This window comes from Enterococcus xiangfangensis (genome assembly GCF_005405365.1).
Lineage (GTDB): Bacteria > Bacillota > Bacilli > Lactobacillales > Enterococcaceae > Enterococcus_A > Enterococcus_A xiangfangensis.
This window is the reverse complement of the sequence record NZ_BJDX01000002.1, coordinates 289496-314797: the sequence shown is the minus strand read 5'-3', so window position 1 is coordinate 314797 and position 25302 is coordinate 289496. Positions and strand designations below refer to the sequence as shown.

At 39.1% G+C, this 25302-nt stretch carries 25 protein-coding genes; 16 read left to right on the top strand and 9 right to left on the bottom strand.

The annotated features are described in order from the left end of the window. Positions 1-49: 49 nt before the first annotated feature. Complete coding sequence (locus FFM68_RS03640) at positions 50-1735, bottom strand: metallophosphoesterase family protein (RefSeq protein WP_371852001.1); 1686 nt, start codon at positions 1733-1735, stop codon at positions 50-52. Between the two features lie 232 nt (positions 1736-1967). After that, positions 1968-3566: a C40 family peptidase gene (locus FFM68_RS03635; RefSeq protein WP_137618073.1), complete on the bottom strand. Its 1599-nt coding sequence runs from the start codon at positions 3564-3566 to the stop codon at positions 1968-1970. A gap of 244 nt (positions 3567-3810) precedes the next feature. Here FFM68_RS03635 and FFM68_RS03630 point away from each other — a divergent pair, with 244 nt between their 5' ends. Both FFM68_RS03630 and FFM68_RS03625 read left to right on the top strand, forming a co-directional pair. Further along, complete coding sequence (locus FFM68_RS03630; protein ID WP_137618072.1) at positions 3811-4773, top strand: GIY-YIG nuclease family protein; 963 nt, start codon at positions 3811-3813, stop codon at positions 4771-4773. Between the two features lie 69 nt (positions 4774-4842). Then, on the top strand, positions 4843-5337 hold the full coding sequence (locus FFM68_RS03625; RefSeq protein WP_137618071.1) for a GyrI-like domain-containing protein: 495 nt from the start codon (positions 4843-4845) through the stop codon (positions 5335-5337). 302 nt (positions 5338-5639) lie between these two features. On the opposite strand, the gene FFM68_RS03620 is transcribed toward FFM68_RS03625, so the two are convergent. Beyond that, complete coding sequence (locus FFM68_RS03620; RefSeq protein WP_174784497.1) at positions 5640-6254, bottom strand: histidine phosphatase family protein; 615 nt, start codon at positions 6252-6254, stop codon at positions 5640-5642. A 271-nt stretch (positions 6255-6525) separates the two neighbouring features. Here FFM68_RS03620 and FFM68_RS03615 point away from each other — a divergent pair, with 271 nt between their 5' ends. Both FFM68_RS03615 and FFM68_RS03610 read left to right on the top strand, forming a co-directional pair. Beyond that, a complete protein-coding gene (locus FFM68_RS03615; protein ID WP_137618069.1) occupies positions 6526-6786 on the top strand; it encodes a DUF6442 family protein in 261 nt (86 codons plus the stop codon). A gap of 91 nt (positions 6787-6877) precedes the next feature. Beyond that, positions 6878-7612 carry a YdcF family protein gene (locus tag FFM68_RS03610; protein WP_137618148.1) on the top strand — a complete coding sequence of 245 codons (735 nt, stop codon included), beginning with the start codon at positions 6878-6880 and terminating at the stop codon, positions 7610-7612. A 28-nt stretch (positions 7613-7640) separates the two neighbouring features. Here FFM68_RS03610 and FFM68_RS03605 read toward each other — a convergent pair whose 3' ends face one another. Then, entirely contained in the window at positions 7641-7895 is a 255-nt protein-coding gene (locus FFM68_RS03605) for a hypothetical protein (RefSeq protein WP_137618068.1), read from the bottom strand. 347 nt (positions 7896-8242) lie between these two features. Between FFM68_RS03605 and aspD the strand changes: the two genes are divergently transcribed. Further along, complete coding sequence (gene aspD / locus FFM68_RS03600) at positions 8243-9838, top strand: aspartate 4-decarboxylase (protein ID WP_137618067.1); 1596 nt, start codon at positions 8243-8245, stop codon at positions 9836-9838. 183 nt (positions 9839-10021) lie between these two features. Here the strand turns inward: aspD and ilvD are convergent, their stop codons facing one another. Next, entirely contained in the window at positions 10022-11725 is a 1704-nt protein-coding gene (ilvD, locus tag FFM68_RS03595; protein ID WP_137618066.1) for a dihydroxy-acid dehydratase, read from the bottom strand. Between the two features lie 183 nt (positions 11726-11908). On the opposite strand from ilvD, the gene FFM68_RS03590 reads away from it, so the two are divergent. From FFM68_RS03590 to FFM68_RS03560, 7 genes are all read left to right on the top strand, one after another. After that, a complete protein-coding gene (locus FFM68_RS03590) occupies positions 11909-12250 on the top strand; it encodes a metal-sulfur cluster assembly factor (protein ID WP_137618065.1) in 342 nt (113 codons plus the stop codon). Positions 12251-12569: 319 nt separating this feature from the next. Beyond that, positions 12570-13388 (top strand): bifunctional hydroxymethylpyrimidine kinase/phosphomethylpyrimidine kinase, encoded by an 819-nt coding sequence (thiD, locus tag FFM68_RS03585; RefSeq protein ID WP_137618064.1) that lies wholly within the window; start codon positions 12570-12572, stop codon positions 13386-13388. After that, positions 13378-13926 (top strand): ECF transporter S component, encoded by a 549-nt coding sequence (locus FFM68_RS03580; protein ID WP_137618063.1) that lies wholly within the window; start codon positions 13378-13380, stop codon positions 13924-13926. Before thiD ends, FFM68_RS03580 begins: the two co-directional genes overlap by 11 nt. Before the next feature lie 303 nt (positions 13927-14229). Then, positions 14230-15759 (top strand): ABC-F family ATP-binding cassette domain-containing protein, encoded by a 1530-nt coding sequence (locus tag FFM68_RS03575; protein WP_137618062.1) that lies wholly within the window; start codon positions 14230-14232, stop codon positions 15757-15759. A gap of 184 nt (positions 15760-15943) precedes the next feature. After that, positions 15944-17509 (top strand): Nramp family divalent metal transporter, encoded by a 1566-nt coding sequence (locus FFM68_RS03570; protein ID WP_137618061.1) that lies wholly within the window; start codon positions 15944-15946, stop codon positions 17507-17509. 142 nt (positions 17510-17651) lie between these two features. Then, positions 17652-17921, top strand: a complete 270-nt coding sequence (locus tag FFM68_RS03565; RefSeq protein ID WP_137618060.1) for a hypothetical protein — start codon at positions 17652-17654, stop codon at positions 17919-17921. A gap of 68 nt (positions 17922-17989) precedes the next feature. After that, positions 17990-18904: a DNA/RNA non-specific endonuclease gene (locus FFM68_RS03560; protein WP_239585041.1), complete on the top strand. Its 915-nt coding sequence runs from the start codon at positions 17990-17992 to the stop codon at positions 18902-18904. Positions 18905-18966: 62 nt separating this feature from the next. Here FFM68_RS03560 and fsa read toward each other — a convergent pair whose 3' ends face one another. Further along, positions 18967-19620 carry a fructose-6-phosphate aldolase gene (fsa, locus tag FFM68_RS03555; RefSeq protein ID WP_137618059.1) on the bottom strand — a complete coding sequence of 218 codons (654 nt, stop codon included), beginning with the start codon at positions 19618-19620 and terminating at the stop codon, positions 18967-18969. A gap of 211 nt (positions 19621-19831) precedes the next feature. On the opposite strand from fsa, the gene FFM68_RS03550 reads away from it, so the two are divergent. Beyond that, positions 19832-20206: a YxeA family protein gene (locus FFM68_RS03550; RefSeq protein ID WP_137618058.1), complete on the top strand. Its 375-nt coding sequence runs from the start codon at positions 19832-19834 to the stop codon at positions 20204-20206. 123 nt (positions 20207-20329) lie between these two features. Then, positions 20330-20962, top strand: a complete 633-nt coding sequence (locus FFM68_RS03545) for a pentapeptide repeat-containing protein (protein WP_137618146.1) — start codon at positions 20330-20332, stop codon at positions 20960-20962. Positions 20963-21063: 101 nt separating this feature from the next. On the opposite strand, the gene FFM68_RS03540 is transcribed toward FFM68_RS03545, so the two are convergent. Together FFM68_RS03540 and FFM68_RS03535 are read right to left on the bottom strand one after the other, a co-directional pair. Continuing rightward, the gene (locus FFM68_RS03540) at positions 21064-21705 is read right to left on the bottom strand and encodes a carbonic anhydrase family protein (RefSeq protein WP_137618057.1); all 642 of its coding nucleotides are present in this window, start codon (positions 21703-21705) and stop codon (positions 21064-21066) included. 36 nt (positions 21706-21741) lie between these two features. Next, positions 21742-22662 (bottom strand): alpha/beta fold hydrolase, encoded by a 921-nt coding sequence (locus FFM68_RS03535; RefSeq protein ID WP_239585043.1) that lies wholly within the window; start codon positions 22660-22662, stop codon positions 21742-21744. Between the two features lie 143 nt (positions 22663-22805). Between FFM68_RS03535 and FFM68_RS03530 the strand changes: the two genes are divergently transcribed. Then, on the top strand, positions 22806-23174 hold the full coding sequence (locus FFM68_RS03530; RefSeq protein ID WP_137618055.1) for a YccF domain-containing protein: 369 nt from the start codon (positions 22806-22808) through the stop codon (positions 23172-23174). An 89-nt stretch (positions 23175-23263) separates the two neighbouring features. Here FFM68_RS03530 and FFM68_RS13085 read toward each other — a convergent pair whose 3' ends face one another. Next, a complete protein-coding gene (locus FFM68_RS13085; protein WP_167483445.1) occupies positions 23264-23434 on the bottom strand; it encodes a hypothetical protein in 171 nt (56 codons plus the stop codon). A 395-nt stretch (positions 23435-23829) separates the two neighbouring features. Here FFM68_RS13085 and FFM68_RS03525 point away from each other — a divergent pair, with 395 nt between their 5' ends. Then, a complete protein-coding gene (locus tag FFM68_RS03525) occupies positions 23830-25281 on the top strand; it encodes a helix-turn-helix domain-containing protein (RefSeq protein WP_137618054.1) in 1452 nt (483 codons plus the stop codon). The last annotated feature ends 21 nt before the right edge of the window (positions 25282-25302 follow it).

Here is a 25302-nt window from a genome sequence, read left to right as displayed (position 1 = left end):
TCATTGGTGCTCACTGATGAAAAATAACCTAACGTTAACAGCCTCTTTTTCAGCTCTGCATTTGATTGATCCCCGTTAGCAAACTCATCAATTCAAAACCCGTATTTACTTTTGAATAGATCGAACAAACGACAAATAATTTCTTCCCAGCAAATTGAACTTTCTTAAACCGTCTTGACGACGCAGGAATATGATGATGACCATGGATTACGCCGATAATATTGTATCGTTCAAATAATTTTTCAATCTCTGGCTCTTCACAAATGTATTCTTGATTGTACGCCTCGCTCGTTTCCGGTAACAAACTCAATTCATTAAACAACGGTGCATGTGAGACAATAACTGTTGGTGTCGTTGTATCTTCACCTAATAATCTTTCCAACGATTCTAAAATAAAGCGTTGCTGCGCTTTTTTTCGTCTGACTAATGCCACTGGGATCGTCAGCCCAATATAACGGATATTCTCATGAAGCAGACTATTGTTATTCAATACCGCCATTTGGGGAAAACGTTCCTCGAGTTCTTTTTTGACTACTTCGTAAAAAGGATGATCTCCTGTAGGTAATAGATACCAAGCATCGTCTGGATCTTTCAGCCATTTTTCAAACCACTCATAGTTGAAAAATGGCTGCCATTGATCCCATGGTTTAGCTGATCGATCCAATGTTTCCGGCAATACATCGACTAATTCATGACCGCCGATAACGTACAGCCCCGCAACTTCGGCATCTTTGACATGAGAGTCTGAAATATCTCCCGCTAAAATATTAAAATGGCGATTTGTAAATGGTAATTTTCCATCCTTTGCGTGAATGTCTGAGACGACATTGACTAGATGGCGGTTTTCAGTAGAATGGACATTCTTGAAATATTTTTCTGCCTCGTCTGGAGGAACACTATGCGCTACGTAGTTTTCTCGTACTCTTGACAGCTCCTCGCCGTGCTTTGAACGCAAAAGCGGTTCTGTATTGACTACCACTGCCTCATCCGCAACAACTAAGGCATTTTTGATTCCTGATTGCACTTCTTCCGGCAAGCGAGTCAGTGCAGGTTCGATGTCTGAATGAATTGACAAACTATTGTCGATCGACAGAGGAACCTGTGTATCTAACAATTTTACATCATTGCCATCAATCATTAGCGGCAATGAGTTGGCAAGTGACACAGCAAAATTTAAGTATTCAGAAATATAGCCGGCAATCCCAGTTTTTTTATTCTCACTAAACAGAAATTTCCCCGCAAGATTTGCCGACAACGGTCCTGTCTCATCATGCTGCATTAAGCGACCGGCAATTTGGATTTCCAATAATGGATTTTGTAAAACAGCTTGGTACGCTTGCTTCACTTCAAACGAATTCTCATCGACTCGGTTGCCTGTCACTTGGAAAATGCTCAACATCAAATATTTTTCCAACGTTGTCTGGTGTAGTTCGATATATCGGCGAATGTCTTCCGGATGAAGCAGATATTGGATCGCGGCTCGTTGGATATAGTTTCTAGCAGTATCATACGGAATCGCAGAATAAACTAAATCACCTTTTGATGCGATCGCCAACGAAGCTTTTTTCGTATTATACGTCAATTGAAAATAATCATTTTTGAAAATAGTCTTATTTACCGGCCGACGTTTATTTTCGGGATATTGTTCAATCCGCTCAGTCAATACTTGAGGCACGGTTTCTGCTAATGCAGTTAGTTCTTTTCTGATTGTTAGTTCTTTTTTATTTAATTTCATCAACATCCCTCTTTTGAAGAAAGTCTCTTCACTTCACCAGTTTATGTATCGTATACAGTATACTGCCTTAACACAATTCTGCTGCTAAAATTTTTATTAAGACTGCTATCACTAGGAAATTAAATAATCTATTGAACCGTCCTAGCTATTTTTACTGATAGTCCCGTCTATCCATAAAAAAAATCCAAGAAGATTTGCAGCTATCTTCTTGGACAAGTCTATTTAGGTTGGTTTAATATACACGGACACCGAAGTCTGGTGTATAGTATTGAGTTGAACCATATTTTACGTTTTCACCTGGTTGAGGCGCGTGAATGTACTGATCACCACCAGCTGAGATCGCCACGTGGTAAGTTGAACCTTGATCTCCCCAGAATAACAAATCGCCTTGTTGTGCTTCACTAACCGAAATTTGAGTCCCTGAGGATTCTTGGGCGACTGTCCAACTGCCGATATCTTGTCCAGTTACTTGTTTGTATACATATTGCGTAAGACCTGAGCAGTCAAATCCACTTGTATCTTTTCCACCCCAAACATATGGTGTACCGATATATTTTTCTGCTTCATTAACAACTTGTTGTCCTCGTGAAGCTTCGGTCGCTTGTTCAGATCCTGCTTGATCAGTTTGATCTGGCTGCGCTTCAACAGGTTGTTGTTCAGGTGTCGCTGGCGTTTCTGATTGAACTGGTTGTTCTGGTGTTTCTGCTGGTGTTTCTGATTGAACCGGTTGTTCTGGTGTTTCTACCGGTGTCGTTGGTGCGGTTTCTTGCTGTACTGTTTCTTGTTGAACAGGTGTTGTCTCCGGCTGTACTGCTTCTGGAGTTGCAACTGGTGTCGCTGCTGTTATTGGTGCAGCTGGTGCAGAAACTCCAGTTGATCCTGTGTTGTCAATTGGTGTAGTCGCTACAGCTGACACCGAATTATCGACTGGTGTAGCTTCAACAGGTGTTGTTGCGACAACGGATGCTGCCTCGCTGACGGATTCACTGCCGACGATTACTGTTTGTCCAGCGTAAATATTATTGTCATTGATGTTATTCCATTCAGTAAAATCTTTGATTTCAATCCCGAATTGATCCGTGATAGAATTGACCGTGTCACCAGATTGAACCGTGTATTCTGCCTGTTGTTCAGGTACAGCAGCTTGGGCTACTGGTGGTGTTACAGGTGCCGTTGCATCATAGTTAGTCAAATCATATTCTTGGATCGCAGAAACTAATTTTTGGGCATATGTTTGATCATTATTAAAGCGAGTAGCTAACACTGTTGCGGCTGCTTGATAGTCTGCAGCATTGCTCCGCCAAGTCCCGCTAAAGTAATTCTCATTACCATCGCCGGAAGTTGTTTTTAAAATCTCAATATAATCTTGAATCGCTTCTTTATAAGAACCATATTGTTTCAATTCTTTTTTCGCCGTTTGGTTCGTTTCTGGATCCTTTTTGTCTAGCATCGCAGACTTGCCTTGATATTGGCCTTCTAAACCGAATAAATTATAATAAGGAGCTTGTGCGTAACTGTTTTGTCCCCAGTCACTTTCAAGACCAGCTTGCGCGATCAAAATCGAAGCGTAAAGATCATGTTTTTCAGCTAATGGTTTGATTATATTTGAAACTTCCTTGATAAACGCTTCTTTATTAACATTGGATGTGGTGGCAGTCGTTTTTCCTTCAACAGCTTCTACTTCATGGGTGTTCAGCAAAGGCGCCGTCACTGAGACAGTCACTAATGCAGTTCCTACTACAGCCGACCCTTTCTTTAGGTAGCGATAGTTAGCGGCCTTCTGTCGTTTTTGTTGACGCAGCTCGCGTCGGGTTAAAACTTTATTTGACATTTAACATCTCTCCATTCTTTCTCTCATTGCATTCTTCACGTAGTCAATTATAACACAATCGAAATAAGCGGTCATTGAGAAAGGTTCTTTTTTTGGATATTTCATATTATTTTTTCAGGAAATAGACTAAAAAGTTCTATTTCCCCCAAAAATTTGAGAATAGAAAAAAATTTATTTCGTAACAATGTTTTTAAAAGTTATTTAAAAATCTTTTTGTGTACTTCGAAAAAAATGAGGTGGTTCTATGCTAAAAGAAAAAATTAAAAATCTGCCAAAAACTCCTGGTGTCTACCAGATGAAAAATAGCCGAAATGAAATTATTTATGTCGGAAAAGCTAAAAACTTAAAACAGCGAGTTAGTTCCTATTTTATTAAAAATAAGCAACACTCGCGAAAAGTTCAAGAGATGGTTCAAAGAATCACAGATTTTGATTATGAATTAGTCGATACCGAATTCGATGCGCTCCTACTAGAATGCCAACTGATCCATCAAATTCGCCCGCAATATAATCGAATGATGAATCATTATGAAGGCTACGGCTACTTTCAATTTATCGACAAATCCCCTTATTTGAAAGTCTTAAATGAGTGGGCTGAAGAAGGCCTAGTGATTGGTCCTTTTTTCAAGCAAAGCAAGATTCAAGAACTAAAACAGATCATCAATAGCGTCTACCGCTTAGACGGTCCGTTAAAATACGTAGCAGGAATCGTTAAAGATTATACTGAGATCTCTCCGGAAGAAGAATTTGATTTGCGAATCCAGGAAATCAAGGAGACGCTCTTAGGTCAATCGACTTCTTTACTGACTCGGATTGATCAACGTGTACAATCCGCTAGCGAGCGGCATGACTACGAATCCTCAGCACAATGGTGGAATAATTATCTAACAGTCCAACGCTTTTTGCGCCGCAACAAGCAACTAATCCAAATCATGCAAAATCAAACCTTTGTCGGTATCCTGCCGGAAGAAAAACGCTATTACTGCTACCTCTATGCTAAAGGAGAGTTGTTGAACCGCGTAGTCTATCAAAAAAAGCCAAGTTTCCAACAAGCAAAAAAACGATTAGAAAAAAAGATTTCTCCCAAAACATGGCTACGTCTCGAGGCAAAAGGATGTTTGGATAAAGCCGATGTAGACTTGTTCCCCATTTTCTTTAATTACTTGAATCAGCATGGACAAATCATGGGATTCCAAACAGCAAAATAGCTCCTGTTTGTATTCGATTTCATTCCTTGTTACAATCACCATAACAGTTTATGAAATGGAGGATACAGTATGCAAATTGAGAAGATCATCAAACCGGCACAGACGATTGTTTCGATGTCCGCTCATCTTTCGCATGAACACATTCCAAGTTACATCGGAAAGTCTTTTGCGGATTTGCTAGAATATATACAAAAAAATGACGCTGAGTCTATAGGAACGCCCTTTATTTCTTACTTAAATCTTGACGAGTCTGGACAACCTAGAGATCAGTTATTAGAGATTGAGGTCGGCTTTCCAATCAATCAAGAATTGCCTTCGACAGAGAAATTCCAAAGTTATCTCTTGCCTAGCTATCAAGCTGTACGAACACTTTATATCGGCGACTATGATGACTTGACCGACTCTTATGAAGAGCTAATTGCAGCCATCAAACAGGAAAATGGCGTCTTCACTTTTCGCAGCTATGAATACTTTTTGACGGATGCCTCCGCTCCTTTGGATGAGCAAGAAACCATGATTGAATTAACTTACCGATTAAAACGAAAAGATCTGCTGTCTAGTTAAGATTTATCCATTTAAATAACAAAAATCCTTTCAAAAATTATTTGAAAGGATTTTTTTAGTCTTTACTATTTTTTTAAAGTCTCTTCGAGTTAATAAAATTTTGTTCTTTTATCTTAAAATCCATACTGTCACTTCAATATAAAAAAACATTCTATTAAAAAACTTCTTAAAGTTTTTAATAGAATGTTACGATTTGCTTCGAAAAAAAGTTTGCACCTTTTATCATGAATACGCTGCTACTTTAATAAAGTTTTGCGGACCCTTTTATGCGATTGTTACCTAATAAAGTATTCTTCTCTTCATTAAAAAACTTGTCCCCATGTTTCAAAAAACATTTGATCCTTTGAATGATTCAAGATAGTTAAACTTGAATTATCTACGATGCCACTCTCACGAATTTTCGCTAAAGGTACCCCTTTTAGGGTATTCAGCAAAGCCATCAGCAAAATTCCATGACTAACGACGAGCACTTTGTCAGTTGGATGTGTTTCTGTTACTTCTTTGATCACCTTTGTACTGCGGGCGATCAGACTGGAGTATGCTTCGGCATGGATTTTTTCTGCATTAAACAGCTCTGGATGTGTGCGATAATTCTTTAATTCCTCTGGATAAGCTGCTGTAATTTGAGCGATATTTTTACCGTCCCAATCGCCTAAATGCATTTCACGCAAATCTTCAATAATCGTTAGTGCGGGCGGATTCAGGCTTTCTTCTAAAACAATTTTTGCCGTCGTCTGCGCACGCATCTGCGGTGAAGTCAATGCTAGATCAAAAGATACCGTTTTTAAATGTTGAGCCATCCGCTTGGTAGCGGCTATTCCAGATGGGTTCAAAGGAGAATCGACAGATCCTCCATTGAAACGTCCTTCTGCATTGATCACCGTTTTTCCATGTCGGACAAAATAAAATTGTGTCACATTCTCACCTCTTTCACTCATCAAGTATACACTACTCATCGGTAACTTAGGTCAAAAAAACGGAGATCGTACGGATAGTTTCAAAAAATAACTATCTTATCACTGATTAATTCTTAGAAACGTGACATTGGAATCGGATTCATTTATAATAAAAATAAACCTCAAAAATACGATTAGACTGCTTTTTCTTAATTTGCAAGAACATGAAATTTAAAAAAACAACCGTTTCGAATGAATCAGATGACTCACTTTTACGGATGGAGGGAAACACATGGAAAAAGAACGTAAACAGACTAGTACCGATTTAGCTTTAGCGACCGCCGGAATTTTTAGTCTGATCCTTTTCAGTATTCTAATGCTCGCTCGTATTATTGAACACCGCGAAGTAATGGATCTGTTTAGCCTCTTGACCGGTGCGGCTGCGGCCTTTTGTTATGGCAAGTTTCTTTGGATCAAACAAAAAACTTGGCTAACTTTGTCCATTGTCCTTTTTATCTTATGTATTTTCTTTTTCATTCAATATTTGTTCTAAACTGCCAGTTTATTCTTGCAGTTTTTTTCTTCCTAAATTTTTGCTAGTATACTTGTAAGCACTATTTCGTTTCATGAGTAAGGAGACTATCATGTCTGATTTTGTTACACTCGTTGAGTATTTAACAACAAGTCCAGAAAATCCAAATTTTCATTCCGATACATTGGTGATTGCCGGCAACAGTTTGCCTTATTTAATCATTTCTGCCGCAAAATTTTGTGAAAGAGTATCTGAGATCCGACGGGTCGTTTTTGTCGGTGGCATCGGTCACGGCACTGCCCCATTGATCAGAAATTGTCAAAAAAGCTATCCTGAACTCGTACGCGCAGACTGGCAGCAGCTTTCAGAGGCTGAAATTACCCAAGAAATATTCTCCCATTACTGTTTGCGTGAGCTCACGTTATTATTAGAAAAAGACTCGACCAATACCGGCGAAAATGCCCGTTTCTCTTATGAACTTTTAAAACAAGATCTGCCGCAAAGGTTTTGGCTAGTCCAAGATCCGCTAGTCCAAAAACGTTCTCATCTAACTTTCAGTCACGAATGGCAATTGCCTTTGTCAGCGATCTACCCACTCTTTTTTGAACAGCCTCAATTGATCAATTTTAATCGACAGCCGCTTTTTAAAAATCCTCAAATGGATACTTGGTGGACTGCTGATTATTTTTTATCTTTAGTTCTTGGTGAGATTCGTCGACTAAACGATGATGAAAATGGTTATGGTCCAAAAGGTGCTAATTTTATTCCTCATGTCGCTGTACCAGAAAAGGTTTTAGCAAGTTATCAACGTTGTAAGAAACATTTGCTTGGAATTAATCGTATATAGCCAAAAAGCGACCATTTGGCCGCTTTTTTTATTCAATCACTGTACTCACAAAACCTGTAACCTTATCAAATAAATTCCCAAAAAAATTTGAAATGTTTTGCCACAATTCCCCAAAATTAGGATCAGCGACAAACTGTTGAACTTGTGAGATGACTTGGTCTTTATAGATATAAATAATAAATAGCAGAAACAACAGTCCGGCAATCCGCCATAAGACTGAACCGACTTTTACAACAAAGAAAACCAATAATGCGATAAACGCAATAGCGATGATTTGCTCCATCTTAACTTCCTCCTTATTCAAATAATTCCATATCTCGTTTTGCTGCTTTATTTTGACTAACCTTAGCGGCCAACTTATACATACAGTATACCGACTTTTTACTATTTGGCATGGGTCGTAAGTCTGAGATCTAGTGCGATACAAAACTCTAAAAGGTAATTCTAAGAGTTTTGTAAGCGTTAACTTAATTGTCGTATCGCCTTTTTCAGACGATTTTGAAAAAAACAGCTCTTATTTCTTTGTTTTTTAACAGAAATTTTCTCATAAACTCTAAGCGTATTTACGCTGTATTAAAAATTTTTCTCGTTACTATAGACTTAAAATAAAGCGTAGAAGGAGTCATATCTGTGTCAACAACTGCCGAACAAGCCTTAGAGGAATTAAGCCCATTTGAATTAAGTCTTTTTTTAGAACAAAAAATTCATAAAAATAAAAAAGTTACGAATCTTCTGAATGCCGGGCGTGGAAATCCAAACTGGACGGCTCCGACGCCACGAGAAGCCTTCTTCTTATTGGGGCAATTCGCCACACAAGAAACATTGTACGGTAATGGGGAATTAACAGCTGGTATGATCCAAGCCGATAGAGATCGCAGTCAACGGTTTGTCGATTTTTTAGCTGATCGACCAGGTAAAGGTGCCGATTTTTTAAAAAAAATCTGGTTTTCTGATAATAACTATTTAGGAATGCCTAAAGAAATTTGGTTGACAAGTATGCTCGATCATATCATTGGAGATAACTATCCCAATCCCGTCCGCTGCTTAACGGCCTGTGAAGGTCCCATCAAAGCGTATTTAAATCAAGAACTTTTTTCTAACAGTGAAACTCCGTTTGATATTTTTGCTGTAGAAGGCGGAACCGCAGGAATCTGCTACATCTTCGATACTTTGCTCAATAATTTTTTACTGAATCGTGGAGATAAAATTGCTTTGATGTTGCCGACCTTCGCTCCTTACTTAGAAATTCCTGAATTACCGAAGTATTCATTCGATATCGTCAAGGTTCAAGCAAAGCAAGTCATGATCGATGGCAAAATGACCTATCAATATCCAGATGACGAAATCAATAAATTACGGGATCCATCCATCAAAGCAGTCTTTGTAGTAAATCCAAGCAATCCAACAGCCAATGCGCTTTGTCCTTCAACGATCGATTTGTTAAAAGATATCGTTGTTACAGATAATCCTGGACTGATGATCTTAACTGATGACGTTTATGGCACATTTGTACCAGTCTTTACTTCTCTATTTTCTGAGATTCCTTATAATACTGCCTGCATCTATTCTTATTCAAAATATTTTGGGGCAACCGGTTGGCGTGTAGGTACGATTGCTGTCGCTAGACAAAACCTTTTTGATAAACTGATCGCAAATTTACCGCAAGACAAAGTCGAACAGCTAAATGCACGCTATGCTTCATTGACCGCAGATCCAACAAGCATTACATTTATCGATCGCATCGTCGCTGACAGCCGCGATGTTGCGTTGAATCATGCGTCTGGACTTTCTGCTCCGCAACAAGTCATGATGGTCATGTTTAGTTTGTACAGTTTATTAGATGAAGGAAAAGCCTATAAAGCCGAAGTAATGGATATTTGTCGGCAACGGGAAAAATTATTATTCAACACTTTGGGCTTGCAAGAGCCATTAGCAGATTTAGATACAGCTTATTATTGCGAAATCAATTACGAAGATTGGAGCCGTAAACGTTACGGCAACGACTTTGCGGACTATTTGAAAAATAAATGGACCGTTACAAAAGTTTTAACTTCTCTAGCAGAAAAAGAACAATTGATGCTGCTCAAGGCCAACGCTTTCGGCAGCGGCGAATGGGCCGTACGGGTCTCATTAGCAAACTTAGCAACAAATCAATATTCAGAAGTTGGTAAACGAATCATTCGTTTAACCGATCATATCCGCGATCAATGGTTGAAAACTCGGTAATTTATATTTAAAAATTAGAGGTTGTGACAAAAATATTGTTACAACCTCTTTTTTGAATTCTTTTGATAGCCCGTATATCGCTAAAAATGAATAATTGCTCGCTCAAATACAAAAAAAGACAAATCTAGTTTTAATTCTAGATTTGTCTATCGCTTAAATAAAATGAGTCTTAATTTTCTACAATTAGTCTTCTTTTTTCCAAAAATCGGTAATTGCACCTTCTGCGGAACTAGAAACAAGATGTGCATATTTTCCTAGAACACCACGGCTATGCAATGGCGGAATCACAAGCTCGGCTTGACGTTTAGCAAGTTCAGCTTCAGAAACTTTCATCGTAAGTTCTTTAGTATCTTGGTCGATAACGACTGTATCACCGGTTTTTAACAACGCGATTGGTCCGCCATCTTGTGCTTCAGGAGCGATATGACCAACAACGAGTCCGTGAGTACCACCTGAGAAACGACCATCTGTCAACAATGCAACGGTCTCACCTTGTCCTTTTCCGACGATCATGCTAGACAGAGACAACATTTCCGGCATACCCGGTCCGCCCTTTGGTCCAACGTAACGAACAACGACAACATCGCCATCGACAACTTCGTCTGCAAGCACTGCGTCGATTGCCTCATCTTCTGTGTTAAATACTTTTGCCGGACCTTCATGACGACGAACTTTCACGCCAGAAACTTTGGCAACGGCACCTTCTGTCGCCAAATTCCCATGTAAGATGATCAATGGACCATCTTTCCGTTTTGGATTTTCAAATGGCATGATGATTTGTTGACCTTCTTTTAGTGGAGGAACGTCTGCTAAGTTTTCTGCGAGTGTTTTTCCAGTAACAGTCAAACAATCCCCGTGCAAGTAGCCATTTTCATAAAGATATTTCATCACTGCGGGTACCCCGCCAACTTCATACAAGTCTTGGAAAACATATTTCCCACTTGGTTTCAAATCGGCTAGATGAGGAACCTTTTCTTGAAAATCGTTAAAATCATCTAAAGTTAACTCAACGTTAGCTGCGTGCGCCATTGCCATTAAATGCAAGACTGCATTAGTGGAGCCGCCCAAAGCCATGACAACCGTAATTGCATTTTCAAAAGCTTTGCGAGTCATGATGTCTTTTGGATAAATTCCTTTTTCCAATAATTTCATCACTGCTTCGCCAGCTTCTTCTACGTCTTTTAATTTAGCTTCAGTTGTTGCCGGATGTGAAGAAGAACCAGGTAAGCTCATTCCCATCGCTTCAATTGCAGAGGCCATCGTATTGGCTGTGTACATTCCACCGCAGCCACCAGGTCCAGGACAGGCATTGCATTCGATTCGACGAACTTCTTCAGCAGTCATGTCATGATGGTTCCATTGACCAATCGCTTCAAATACAGAAACTAAGTCGATATCTTCTCCATCAAGGTTACCAGGCGCAATCGTCCCGCCATAAACAAAAATTGAAGGAATATCTGTATTTGCAATCGCGATCATACAACCCGGCATATTTTTATCACAACCGCCGATGGCTACAAATGCATCGCAGTTATGTCCGCTGATTGCGGCTTCAACTGAATCAGCGATAATATCGCGTGACGGTAAAGAAAAACGCATCCCAGGCGTCCCCATCGCAATTCCATCTGAAACTGTGATTGTTCCAAATTGAACAGGCCACCCACCAGCAGTCAGTACCCCTTTTTTAGCAAGCTTACCTAAATCGGCTAAATGAATATTACAGGGGGTGTTTTCTGCCCAAGTACTAATCACACCAATGATCGGCTGCTCGAGTTCTTGATCTCCCATCCCCGTTGCCCGCAATAACGCACGGTTTGGTGATTTGACCATATTGTCATAAACATTACTTCTGATACGGATATCTTTTTTTGGCTGGTTATCAGTCATAGTGAAACTCCCCTTTCAAAAAAATCATTATTATTCCAGCAATGCCTTTGAATAATCTAATTGTATTTTAACACAAACATTAAAGAATTCTAAGGCAAAACAAAAAAATTTCATAAAAACTCTTGAAAAAAAGAATGTTTCATGAAAAAATACACATAATCTTTTTGGAACGGGGGAAAAAGGATGCGGGAAGATATCTTAATAAATGATCGAGCAGCCGCTATCGGCGAGCAATTGATCGAAAAATTCGAAACAATCTATGATCCTGAGATAGGATTGGATATATATAATTTAGGACTGCTTTATGAAATTGATTTGACTGAGGATGGACATTGTAAAGTAGTTGTCACTTTCACATCAATGGGCTGCGGTTGTATGGTGACCGTGCCTAATGAAATCGTCGTGGCACTTAAAGAACTTGATGGGATCAAAGAAGTATCTGTCGAAACGGTTTGGTCTCCCAGTTGGAAAGTGACGCGAATCAGCCGCTTTGGTCGGATTTCGTTAGGTATCAGTCCAAGATAGATAAGTCAGAACTAATAAACAAGATTTAATTGCAGACAAGTCTAGGTTCAAAACTAGATTTGTCTTTTTTGATACACCACTTTTATCTTCTGTTCTCAGAAATTTTTAATATCTCACTTGCTTTTTCTGATCTTTTCGTTCAGCTATAAAAACGTCTAGCTGCGTTTCATCGCTAAAAAATGAAACGAACTACTATTTATTTTTACTAATTGGCTGAGTTAAAACAAATCCAATTGGCTCTTTTTTTTCGCTGCTTAAAAAGATATGCTTGAAGAGTTCATTACATCTGAATTTTATTGCTAAGAATGGAGGCAAAATGATGAAGAAAGTTGCAACAATTGCTGGTTCTGACGCTACTGGCGGAGGCGGCCTAGAAGCAGATTTAAAAACGTTTCAGGAATTTGGAACTTTTGGTTTAGCAGCGATTACTTCAATCGTCACTTTAGACCCAGAAACTGGAGATCATCACTTGAAGAAGTTGCCGACCGAGTGGATTCAAGAACAACTCGCATCAATCTTCGCAGGACCGATTGACGCAGTTAAAACAGGATTATTACCTTCTGAAGAGATCATTCATGTAGCAGCCAAACACCTTCCTAAAGATATCCCACTGCTTGTGGACCCTGTCATCGGTGGGAAAGGTACCAAAGATTTCATTCAAAATGAACAAGTTCAAGCCTTGCAAAAAGTATTATTGCCGCATGCCTTGATCACAACTCCAAATCTGCGTGAAGCGGGGATTTTAGCTGAACTAGGTGACTTAACTTCAGAAAAACAAATGCAGCAAGCCGCTAAAAAAATTGCCTTGCTAGGCGTTAAACACGTGGTGATCAAAGGTGGTGCACGGTTTGACGACAAACAAACCCTCGACCTTCATTATGATGGGAGAAATTTCTATCGTTATCCGCATCCAGTCATTGCGACACCTTATAATCATGGTGCTGGGTGTACGTTTGCGGCGGCGATCACTGCAGCGATTGCGAAAAACTACCCTCTTGAACAAGCCATCAAACTGGCGATTGCATTTGTCCAAGCCGCGATTGCATCGGGTGAAAAAATCAATCCGTATGTCGGTCACGTTTGGCACGGGGCCTACACTCATGGAGAAAAACGATTGGAGTATGCAGATGAACAGTGATAAACGAATTCAAAATTTAGTATTGATTGCATTATTTGCCGCATTGACCTTTATTGGAACGATGATCAAGATTCCCTTACCAACGGGAGCCTTTATTCATTTTGGCAATGCGGTGGTCTTGTTAGCTGTTTTATTGATTGGTTACTGGCAAGGGTCGTTAGCTGGCGGGATTGGCTTTTTTATCTTTGATATTTTAAATGGGTTTGCTAGTGAAGCTCCCTACTTTCTGATTGAAAGTTTTGTGGTTGGCGCAGCTGCTTATGCCGCTTTTTCAATTTTCAAACGTAAACCAACGCGTGTTTATCAAATCGTAATCATTGGGATTTTTGCCGGCATCGCTAAGTTCATCATGTCGGTCATCAAAGTGACTGTTATGGGAATGATTGCTGGTGCTCATTTGAAGCCCGCTTTCTTCGCTGCTTTGGCTACTATGCCAGCTACTGTGATTAATCTTTTTTCAACCATTCTGATTGTCAGCCTCGTTTTCTTTCCATTAAGACGCGCGATGCAATTAATTTTTCACAACCAACCCAGTTAATGCTATACTTAACTTCCTTGGCAGGGGCGTAAGCTTAAATAGAGTGTCTAAAAAGCATGTCGAAGTTTTTGTTAGGTTTTTGCCTAATAATTTGAGAACGACTTATTTTTAGGCATTCTTTTATTTTGAAATTTCACTTATGACCGCCTGTTTCTCATACAGCTTTTTATGGCAAAAATGTTTCCGCTATCATTTTTTTTACGAATTCTACAGTTTTAAAAGTCCTAAAACTAACCCTTTTTTACTTGACTATCCCCTACTTTTATTGGATGATGGGAAATTGAGTAAGAAAGTAGGAGAAACATGAGTATCTTAGATTTAACCGGAATCACCCAACAATTTGGGGATAAGATTTTGTATGAAGATTTAGAATTACATTTGAATAAAGGGGAACATCTTGGTCTGATTGGACAAAATGGAGCAGGAAAAAGTACCTTGATCAAGATTATCACTGGCGAGCAGTTGCCTGACGATGGCACTATTGCGTGGCAAAAAAACATCCATGTTGGTTATTTGGATCAATATGTCGAAGTCGACCCAACCTTATCTATCAAAGATTTCTTAAAAACGGCTTATGCTTCAGATTTTGCTAAAGAAGCAAGAATCGGCGAACTGTATATGGAATACAGCGAATCATTGGACGATAAATTATTGGAACGAGCCGGTCGCTTACAAACAGAATTAGACCAAGGTGATTTTTATCAAATCGATACTTTGGTTGCTGAAATGAGTAGCGGTTTAGGCTTAGATGTCTTAGGGATGGATACACCGTTAGAAGACCTAAGCGGCGGACAACGTTCAAAACTGATTTTAGCAAAGTTATTACTGGAAAAACCGGATGTATTGATCTTAGATGAACCAACTAACCACCTAGATGATGAACACGTCGCCTGGTTGAGCCAGTTCTTACAAGATTTTGTCGGCACTTTTGTAGTAATTTCTCATGATCGTGACTTTTTAAACCAGATCACAACGCATATCGCAGACATCGAATTTGGTAAACTGACTAAATATACGGGAAACTTGACCAAAGCTTTAAAGCAAAAGGAACAGTTTCAAGAGACGTATCTAAAACAATACGCCGCTCAAAAACGACAAATTGAAAAAACGGAAGCTTACATCCGCAAATATAAAGCTGGTTCTCGTTCAACTATGGCAAAAAGTCGGCAAAAGCAATTAGACAAAGTGGACCGATTAACACCGCCATCGGCTAACGCGGTTGCCCAGTTCAATTTCCCCTATGCACCGATCGTTACGACGCTGGCACTTGAGACAACTGATCTTGAAATTGGTTACCAAAGACCTTTGCTTGCGCCGATCAATATCACCTTACGCTATGGTGAAAAAGTCGCAATCCGTGGATTCAACGGCATTGGAAAATCAACACTATTAAAAACATTGATCGGAGCGATTCCAAAAATTGCTGGAGAATTCCACTTCCCTGCTAATACGACAATCAATTATTTTGAACAAGATCTCCAATGGGAAAACCCTTATCAAACGCCATTACAATATTTAAGTGAACTTTTCCCAAAAGAAACGGTCAAAGAATTACGCAAACATTTAGCTAAAGCCGGATTGCCAAATCAATTGGCGCAAGAACCCTTGAGTACATTAAGCGGTGGCGAGCAAACTAAAGTCAAACTGTGTCAAATGACGATGCAAAAAGGCAACCTGCTGATTCTCGATGAACCAACGAATCATATTGATCAAAGTACCAAAGACAGTTTACGCGAAAGTTTAGCAAACTTTGCTGGAACGGTTATCGTCGTTTCCCATGAAGAAGGATTTTATCAAGACTGGACCGATCGCGTGATTGAGATCAGCCAATAAAAAAGGCTCCCAAATAATGGGAAGCCTTTTTTTATTGTTTGATGATTCACTTTTTCTTTATCACTCCAATACCAAATAAATTGATCTTTAACAATTTTAGGCATACCGAATCTTTTTCTTCCATTTTCCTTATTTTAGGTGTATGATTGCCTCGTAGAAACCATTAGAGAAAGGTGGGCACATCTTGAGTACAACTAAACACCCCATTTTAGAGCATACAAATGGACTTTCTTTAGAGGAGGTCAATGGTACTATAAAAGTGCCGAAAGGAAAAAGTTTTTGGCGAACACTGCTTGCTTATTCGGGTCCAGGTGCTTTAGTCGCTGTCGGCTATATGGATCCTGGAAACTGGTCGACATCTATTACTGGCGGCCAAAATTTCCAATATTTATTAATGTCGGTCATCTTGCTTTCTAGTTTAGTCGCCATGCTTTTGCAATACATGGCAGCCAAACTTGGGATCGTCACTCAGATGGACTTAGCACAAGCGATTCGAGCTCGGACAAGCAAATCTTTAGGAATTGTTCTTTGGCTCTTAACTGAATTAGCGATCATGGCAACAGATATCGCCGAAGTCATCGGTGCGGCCATCGCCTTGTATTTATTATTCAATATTCCTTTAGTTATTGCCGTATTTATTACTGTTTTGGATGTTTTTTTATTACTGCTTTTAACAAAAGTCGGCTTCCGGAAAATCGAAGCCATCGTCGTCTGCTTGATTTTTGTCATTCTCATCGTCTTTATTTACCAAGTAGCGCTATCTAATCCTAACTGGAAGGATGTATTGAAAGGATTTGTTCCAACCAATGAAACATTCGCCAATTCCCCTGCAATTGCCGGTCAAACACCGTTAACTGGTGCATTGGGAATCATCGGTGCAACAGTCATGCCCCATAATCTTTATCTTCATTCAGCGATCTCACAAACTCGGGAAATCGATCATGAGGATGAAGATGATGTCGCAAATGCAGTTCGTTTCACCACATGGGATTCAAATATCCAATTATCACTGGCATTTTTAGTAAATGCCTTGCTGTTGATCATGGGGGTCGCTGTTTTTAAAACTGGGACTGTTGAAGATCCTTCTTTCTTTGGATTGTATGAAGCTTTGTCTAATCCAGCTACAATGAGCAATGGCATTTTGATGACTGTCGCAAAAACTGGTGCATTATCAACTTTGTTTGCAGTAGCTTTGTTGGCTTCTGGTCAAAACTCAACTATTACCGGAACTTTGACTGGACAAGTTATTATGGAAGGTTTTATTCATATGCGGATGCCGATTTGGCTGCGTCGCTTAGTCACTCGACTAATCTCAGTTGTTCCCGTATTGATCTGTGTTTTGTTTACTCGCGGTGAGACTGTGATCCAAGAGCATGAAGCGTTGAATAATTTAATGAATAATTCGCAAGTCTTTTTAGCCTTTGCCTTGCCTTTTTCTATGTTGCCACTGCTGATGATGACTAACAGCCGTGCCGAAATGGGCAATCGCTTTAAAAACAAACGAATTATCCAACTGCTCGGCTGGATCTCAGTTATCGGATTGACCTATTTAAATTTGATCGGCTTGCCTAGCCAAATAGAAGGCTTTTTTGGAGATCATCCGACCGTTGGTGAAATCACCACTGCTGATACGATTGCTTATCTTCTAATTGCTGCAGTTCTCGCCTTATTAATCTGGACAATTGTTGAATTGCATCACGGAAATAAACAAGTTGCGGCTAATGTAGCTGCGCTAAATGATGAATTATAGATCCAAAGCAGAAGTCTAAATGATTTCTGCTTTTTTTCTCAAATTTTGTAAGAGTCACATAGATTACATCGTTTTTAGAGCATTAATCACTCAAAAATGCTAAAATCGAGCTATAGACTTTTTTATAGAAAGAAGTGATTTTTTGGAAGAGTATCGCGGCTTATTAGAAAAAACAATTTTATTGCAAGAAAAGCCGATCATGATGTCATTATTGATCATGAGCAACGGTGAAGAAAAAACGGAAGTCTTGATCAAAGATCGTTACCTTTCGGGTTATGTCTTCCGCTTGCCGGAAAATAAATATCGGATTCGGATTGAAGGTCGCCGCAACAAGCGCAATCAGTTAGTTGCAAAACATTTCGAAATCTTGAATCCTGATGAATATATCAAAATTATTGGAGCCCCTGAATAATCAGAGGCTCCATAGACTTGCTTACGGTCCTAAGCAAATGATAAAGAAGTAGAATAGGAGTAATTTTCTTGTCCAAAAAAACTAAATTAGTCGCAGCGACCCTTATTTCGATCGCTGTCCTTGCTGGCTGTAGCATTAAAGATACCAAGCCGGAATCAACTTCAACACCAGCTACCTCGCAAAAAAACCAAATGCAAATCAACGATTCCCAAGATTTAGCCGCTCTTGACTATCGAGGAAATCAAACGATCGAAATCAATCAAAACAAGCCGACTTTTTCTAAAGAGGATCTGTCCACTGCTAATGGTCCTTGGGAAAAATATGGTGATTTAGATTCTCTAAATCGTGCAACTGGTGCCGAAGCATTATTGAATCAAAAATTGATGCCCACCGGCGAACGCGGCAGTATTTCAAGTGTCTCACCAACTGGCTGGCACAGTAAAAAAATCAATGGACAATATCTTTTCAATCGTTCTCATTTGATCGGCTATCAATTATCTGGAGAAAATGCCAATTGGAAAAACTTGATTACCGGTACACGCCAATTGAACAGTCCGGAAATGTTGCGTTTTGAAATGGATGTCAAATATTATTTAGAAAAAAGTCCTAAAAATTATGTTCGCTATTCAGTTGTTCCGATTTTCCGCGGGGATGAACTGCTCGCCCGCGGGGTTCATATGATGGCTCAATCGATTGATGGCGACGCTATTGCTTTCAACGTCTATATCTTTAACGTGCAAAACGGTGTAACGTTAAATTATGCGGATGGGACTAGCACGACTAAGACTGAAACAACAGAAAATTCGACCGCGTCGGCGAATAAAGAATATGTCGACAGTCACGGAAAAGGTTTGATCAAAGGATCAAAAAGTGGTGTCTACCATTTGCCTGGCGGTAAATACTACGATCAGACGACCAATCCAAGAGCTTGGTTCAAAACAGTCGATGAAGCAAAGAAAGCAGGCTACCGGCCAGCAAAATAAAACAACTAGTTATTGAAATAATAGCAAAAGGATCAGTGAGAGTTTCTTCTCACTGATCCTTTTTACTTTTGTTTAGCCTGATATGCTTGCCAATCTGCTTCAAATTGACTGATTCCATTCGTTGTTAATGGATGGCTCCATAACTTTGGAAATAAATTCCCTGGAATTGTTGCAATATCTGATCCTGCTAACGCTGCAGCTTCCACATGACCAAGATTACGAACACTCGCTGCAATGATCGCTGTTTCAAAACCGTACATATCAAAAATTTCTCGCAAATCACTGACTAACTGGATTCCATCAGAAGCAATATCTTCTAAACGACCGATAAAAGGACTGACATAAGTCGCGCCAGCTTTCGCAGCCATCAAGCCTTGTGCCGCTGAAAAAATCAAAGTGACGTTCGTCTTGATCCCCTCTTGTGAAATCGTATGGACCGCTCTGAGTCCCTCTTCAGTCATAGGGATTTTCACTACAATATTCTCGGCCCACTGACTGATCACACGTGCTTCACGAATCATTCCTTCACTGTCTAAAGCGGTGACTTCTGCACTAACTGGACCATTGACTAGCGTACAAATTTCTTTGATTACTGTTTCAAAATCTCTGCCCTCTTTAGCAATGATTGTAGGATTGGTCGTAATACCATCGACCAGCCCAAGCTGATTGATCCGTTCTATTTCTTCAATATTCGCTGTATCTAAAAAAAATTTCATATTCTCCCCCTATTGGTATTTTTTTAAAATCTACTAAAAACGAAAGAAAGCGTTTTCCTAACAAATTAAGTATACCATTTTTCACAACTTCTTCAATGACCCTCAAATTTTGTGACAATTTTGTTAGTTGTGGTTCAGTCCATCGCCCGATCTTTACCTTTCAAAATGGTGATAAGCTGAATGTATCAAATTTGAAGGGACTAATTATTCTATGTTAAAAAAACTATTTGGCATCATTAGCGGCATTTTCATTTTGCTTTTAGGTGCTAGGCTCTATGCCAGTCATTCAGCCAGCGAAGTCGCTGGTGTTTTAGACCAGCTCAATCCTTTAGTTTTCCAAAGTGAACTTTATGTAAAAACTGGTGTACCGCAATCTGTTAATGAGTATGGAACAGCCAGCTACAAACATCTTGCTGCTAATAAAGATGGTGAAACACGGACGATTCGCTTTAATGGACTCACCAAACTAAAGACGAATCGCTACTTAAAACTGACTAATAAAGGTGCTCATGTCGAAACATATGAAGAGCTTCGACGTGATCAAGTACCAGAAAAAGCTTTAAAAGAAATTGATTCTCGATTATAAAATTGAAAATGCGCTCCCCACTAAATCTGCTTTCAACGCTAACCGCTCCTTATATTTGGAATAGTTTCTCTTACTTGAAGGTGCTAGAATAGATAGAAAGAACTGGGAGAGGAAATGATCGCTATGTGTAACGGACTTAAAAATCATGATTTTTCATTCCGCAAATTACAAAATGCCGATTTTCACGATTTGACTTTTGAAAATGTTGACTTTTCTAATGCCGATTTGACTGGTGCAAATTTAGAGAACTGTTTATGCCGTAATTGCAACTTTTCTGGTACGATTTTACGGGGAGCTTCATTGAAAGGCACCGATTTTCAAGATTCCAATTTGCGAGAAGCCGATATTTCTGGTGCAAATTTATTTTTTGCCATGTTGGAACATGCTGATTTAACCAAGATCATCCATGATAATCAGACTCAATTTTTTGACCTTTACTGTCCAGCAGAAGGCCCATTGATCGGCTATAAAAAATGTTTTGGCTTTAAAATCGTCCAATTGCTGATTCCCGCCGATGCCCGCAGAACTTCTGCTACCAACACTTGTTGCCGCTGTGATAAAGCCAAAGTACTGACGATCAAAGATATGTATACACTAGAAAATTATAACGAAGCGGTCTCTTATGTTGACAGTGAGTTTATTTATCGTGTGGGCAAATGGGTCGTGGCAGAAAACTTCAACCCCAATCGCTGGGCTGATTCTACTGGTGGTATTCATTTTTGGCTAACCCGAAAAGAAGCAGAGGGTTACATGTAGCTGCACCAAAGAAACAAAACTAAACCACAGTCAGTAATGGCGTTGCGATAACCATACCCACCTAAAAAAAAGGGATGTGACTAGACTTTGATCGCATCCCTTTATTCGTTAAAACTTACTATTTTTCGACTGTTCAGCGATTGACAAATACGGTTATTTCTTCCGTGAATAGAAATAAATCGTTGGATCTGCTCTTCAGAGACTTCTAAAACCGTATGCATCACATACCATTCCACCCCTTCAGTCAAAGGTGGTGTTGTCAACGAACCCGCATAATGATAATAACTTTTATTCTCGGGGATCAAACGTGCGACTGAAAACTCTCCCTCTCCTTGCTGCTGATCGTATTGATTCAAAACATGTTCAAAATCCAGATTATGTTCTCCCACTTGATAAAGTACTCCGATAACAGCCGTTCGTCCGTTGGGTGTTTGGAAAAGAAAATGACCTTCTAAAGGATAGGTCTTTCCGTCGATTTGATGCTCAGAATCCGCATGAAAATGAACTTGGACAAATTGAAACAAGCTGTGATTGAAAAAGGCTTGTCCTGCCCCCAACAATTGCAGGTTTTGTCCATTATTTAGAAACGTTGCCGTTGTTTTAGCAAAATTCACTTGGATACTTGCAAGTGAATCATTGGTTACAATTTGAGCTGTTTGGATATTAATTGGTGATTGCTGTTGACCACCTTGCGGCTGCCAGTCACATTGATGGCGATAATCAATCATGAATTTTGCTTTCATACGATCCCTCAAATCCTTAGAATTTTTTCAATAATATCATTTTATAGAAATATTTTCCATCCATTTGCTGATATCATGAAAAACTGTCGATTTTTGAGCTTCATTTAACAATTCATGACGGGCTTTTTCATAAAGTCGAACCGTCACCTGCTTCATTCCAGCAGCTTGATAAGTACTTGCTGCTTTCATTACTCCTTTACCAAAATCTCCGATTGGATCTGCTTTGCCTGATAAAAATAATAATGGCAGTTCCTTTGGTATTTTGTTTATCTCTTCAGGCTCTTGTGCACGAATAATCAATGAAAAAAGTTCCTGATACCCATTTAAGGTAAAAAGAAAACCGCAGTCAGGATCTGCTAAGTACGCTGTAACTTCTTCAGGCAAACTAACCAGCCAATCCTTATTTGTTTTTTTGTTGTGTATCTTGCGATTCATATTGCCAAAAGCGAGTTGATCGATCAATTTACTAGGATGCTTCTCTCCTTGAATTTTCCCCAATAATTTAGCGGATTGTTGACCAAAGCGGGTGAGCCAAAGCGGCTGCTGGCCTGTTCCAACTAAAATCGCACCAGTGAGCTTCTCACCAAATTCATACAAGTAATTCCGCAAAATAAATGAGCCCATACTGTGACCCAAGATAAAAAAAGGCAGATTCGGATACTTGTTTTTTCCCCATTGCGTTACTTGATACAAATCTTGAACCAATCCATGTTTTAACGTTTTGTCATGAAAATAACCCGGCGGATCTGTATGGATCGAAGCGCCGTGTCCAAGATGATCATGACCGATCATCACGATTTTTTGCTTATTTAAATAATCAGCTAACGGCTGATAGCGCAATAAATGCTCTGCCATTCCGTGTGATACTTGGAGAACTGACTGCGGATCTTCACAAGGCCAATGATAGCCTTTTAGCCATGTTGCTTGATCAACAGAAAGTAATTCGAATTGTTCCAAAGCATAGACCTCCTCAAAAAATTCTCTGATCTTTTTTAATGAATCTAGCATATTGCTGCTTTTTTAGCTAGTTTATTCCATCTTAAGATGGATGTATTTGATCTGCAAAATGATATACTGGTCAATAAATGGAGGAATGATAAATGTCTTGTTTAGGTAATCTTATCTGGTTTATCTTTGGCGGCTTGATCGGTGGTTTGACTTGGTGTTTGGCCGGGATCTTATGGTGTATCACCATTATCGGTATTCCTATTGGTTTACAATGCTTTAAGTTTGCCAGTTTGAGCTTTGCGCCGTTTGGTAAAGACGTTGTGTACCAGACAACTGGTGTAAACTTGATCGTTAATATTATTTGGTTAATCGTTTCTGGTATTCCTTTAGCAATAGGACACTTGGTCAGCGCTGCTTTGCTTGCTATCACAATTGTAGGAATCCCATTTGCTATGCAATCTTTGAAACTTGCTCGCTTGGCGCTGATGCCATTTGGCGCACAAATTGTTTCTATTCGTTAAAAAAAGAGGAATGACAGCTGTTGAACCACTCACGAAGTTAGCTTTTTACATCTAACTAGTGAAGTTCCACTTCTTGTCTTCCTCTTTTTTTATCCAAAAATCAAATAAAGCAACCCTGCAATAACTAATACAATATTCAATGTCACTTGGATATTCACCATCAAAGGTGTCACCTTTTTCTTCTTACGGCGTGCAAGGTTGAGATAAATATTATATGCTCCTACTAAAATGACAAAAACTACTAATATGATCAAATACAAAAGGCCACTTCCTTTTTTATTTTAGTGTAACTTGAAATATTTGTGTCAGCAAGCAAAGTCCAAAAAATCTAATCGAATTGTTTGAAAAAAGACCGCACGCAACTCCCCTTCACTGAGCGTAGTCCCTCTTCTTGTCGTTATCCTCAGATATCGCTTAGCGACGAAAAAAGCAAAATTTCCCCTCTCAAAAAGCTCAGACTGCTATTTTCAGTTTTTTTTAGATAATATTTAACGAACATAATCATAACTATAGTTATATCATAAAAACATTTTATTATTTAAGCATAAATTTGTTTTTTTATCACTTGACAGCGTTTAATTTGTATTAAATATTATTTTAACTTATTATATAAAACGGTGTTGCCGATTATTTAATACGATTGGAGGAGAATTTTATGCTTGAGATGGATCGAAACACATTGTTGAAGATTCAGATCATCGAGATTTTGGACGGCTTACAAGAACCAACCTCCTTGAAAGAATTGCAAGCAAAAATTGGTTCCGCTAGTCTAGGTACGATTCGGGTAAATTGCAAAGAACTGCAAACAATCATCGACAAGCTTTATACTGATGACGATTATTCATTGAAATTGCGTATGGATAATGGCCGTGGTATTCAATTAGACCGATCTTCTACAAATCTGCAATCATTGACCAGTTATCTTTACCAACACGATCTCGCTTGCGAGATCCTCCACGCAATTTTAGCAAAAAGAAAAATTTCAGCTATTCAATTTTGTATGGATAAAAATATCAGTGAATCAAAACTGCGTCGAAAAATCAGAGAAATCAATCAGGGGCTGACTGACTATGATCTTTACATTTCCTGTTCAGCTAAAATCAGTTTAAAAGGACGAGAAATCGATATCCGACGTTTTTATTATCTCTTTATTAGAGAACTGTATCATCAGTTCAATCAAATTGAATGGATCAATCCAGATGCCTATTTACAAATCGCCCGACAAATCGAAGCTGATTTAAAACTCATAAGCAACCCGACGAACTTAGAAATCATCGGTTTCTGGCTACTGATTGTCAATCAATCCCTCAGCCAAAAGGGCGAACTTCTTTTCACCAGTGATGAAAAAGAGCAGTTGGAGCATTTCGACTACCCCAAAAAACCAATTTATTTAAGAAATTGGAACACAAATGACTGGCATTTTTTTCTTTATGCTCTTTATAGTTCTTTTTTGACCGATTTTGAACTTGCTACTAAAAAAACGCTAAATGAACCTTTCCTAGAGCGAGCTGTCTGTCAATGGGTAGACTGTTTTTCACATCATTTTAGACCGTTAGATCGCCGTGAACAAGAATTTGTCGCGCAAAAAATCAAGCGACACTATGCCGCCCTAAATTTTTTCAAGTTAAATGATTCAATGATCGACCGGCTGAGAAGCAGTGTTGCGCTCAATTGTGTACGCACTCAATTTCCTTACTACTTTCGCCGGTTTGAAGCATTTTGGGACGACCTTACTCGAGCAGTTCCCGATTATGATCGAAACCAGCTGCGCGTCTACTCGTTTTTAACTTGTGTGACTCTTTTTTCTTTAGAAAACTGTTTACCAGAAATATCAGTGTATGCTTTTTCTGAATATAGTGAATTGTTTAGTATTTTTATTCGCCAAAGAATTCGTTTGTATTTCAAGAATCGATACCGATTGCAGTTTGTCGAAGATCCGAAAGCGGCCCAGCTGATTATCGGTACCTCCCCGACCTGTAAAAGTTTTCTGCTCGAGGGTCAAGAATCGATCATCATTCGCTCCAATATTTCTGAGACGGATTACCATGACATCGAAATGATTTTAGCAGCACTTGTGAAAAAAGATTTAGCTAAACAGCCGAAATAATCACGTTCAACTTGAGAAACG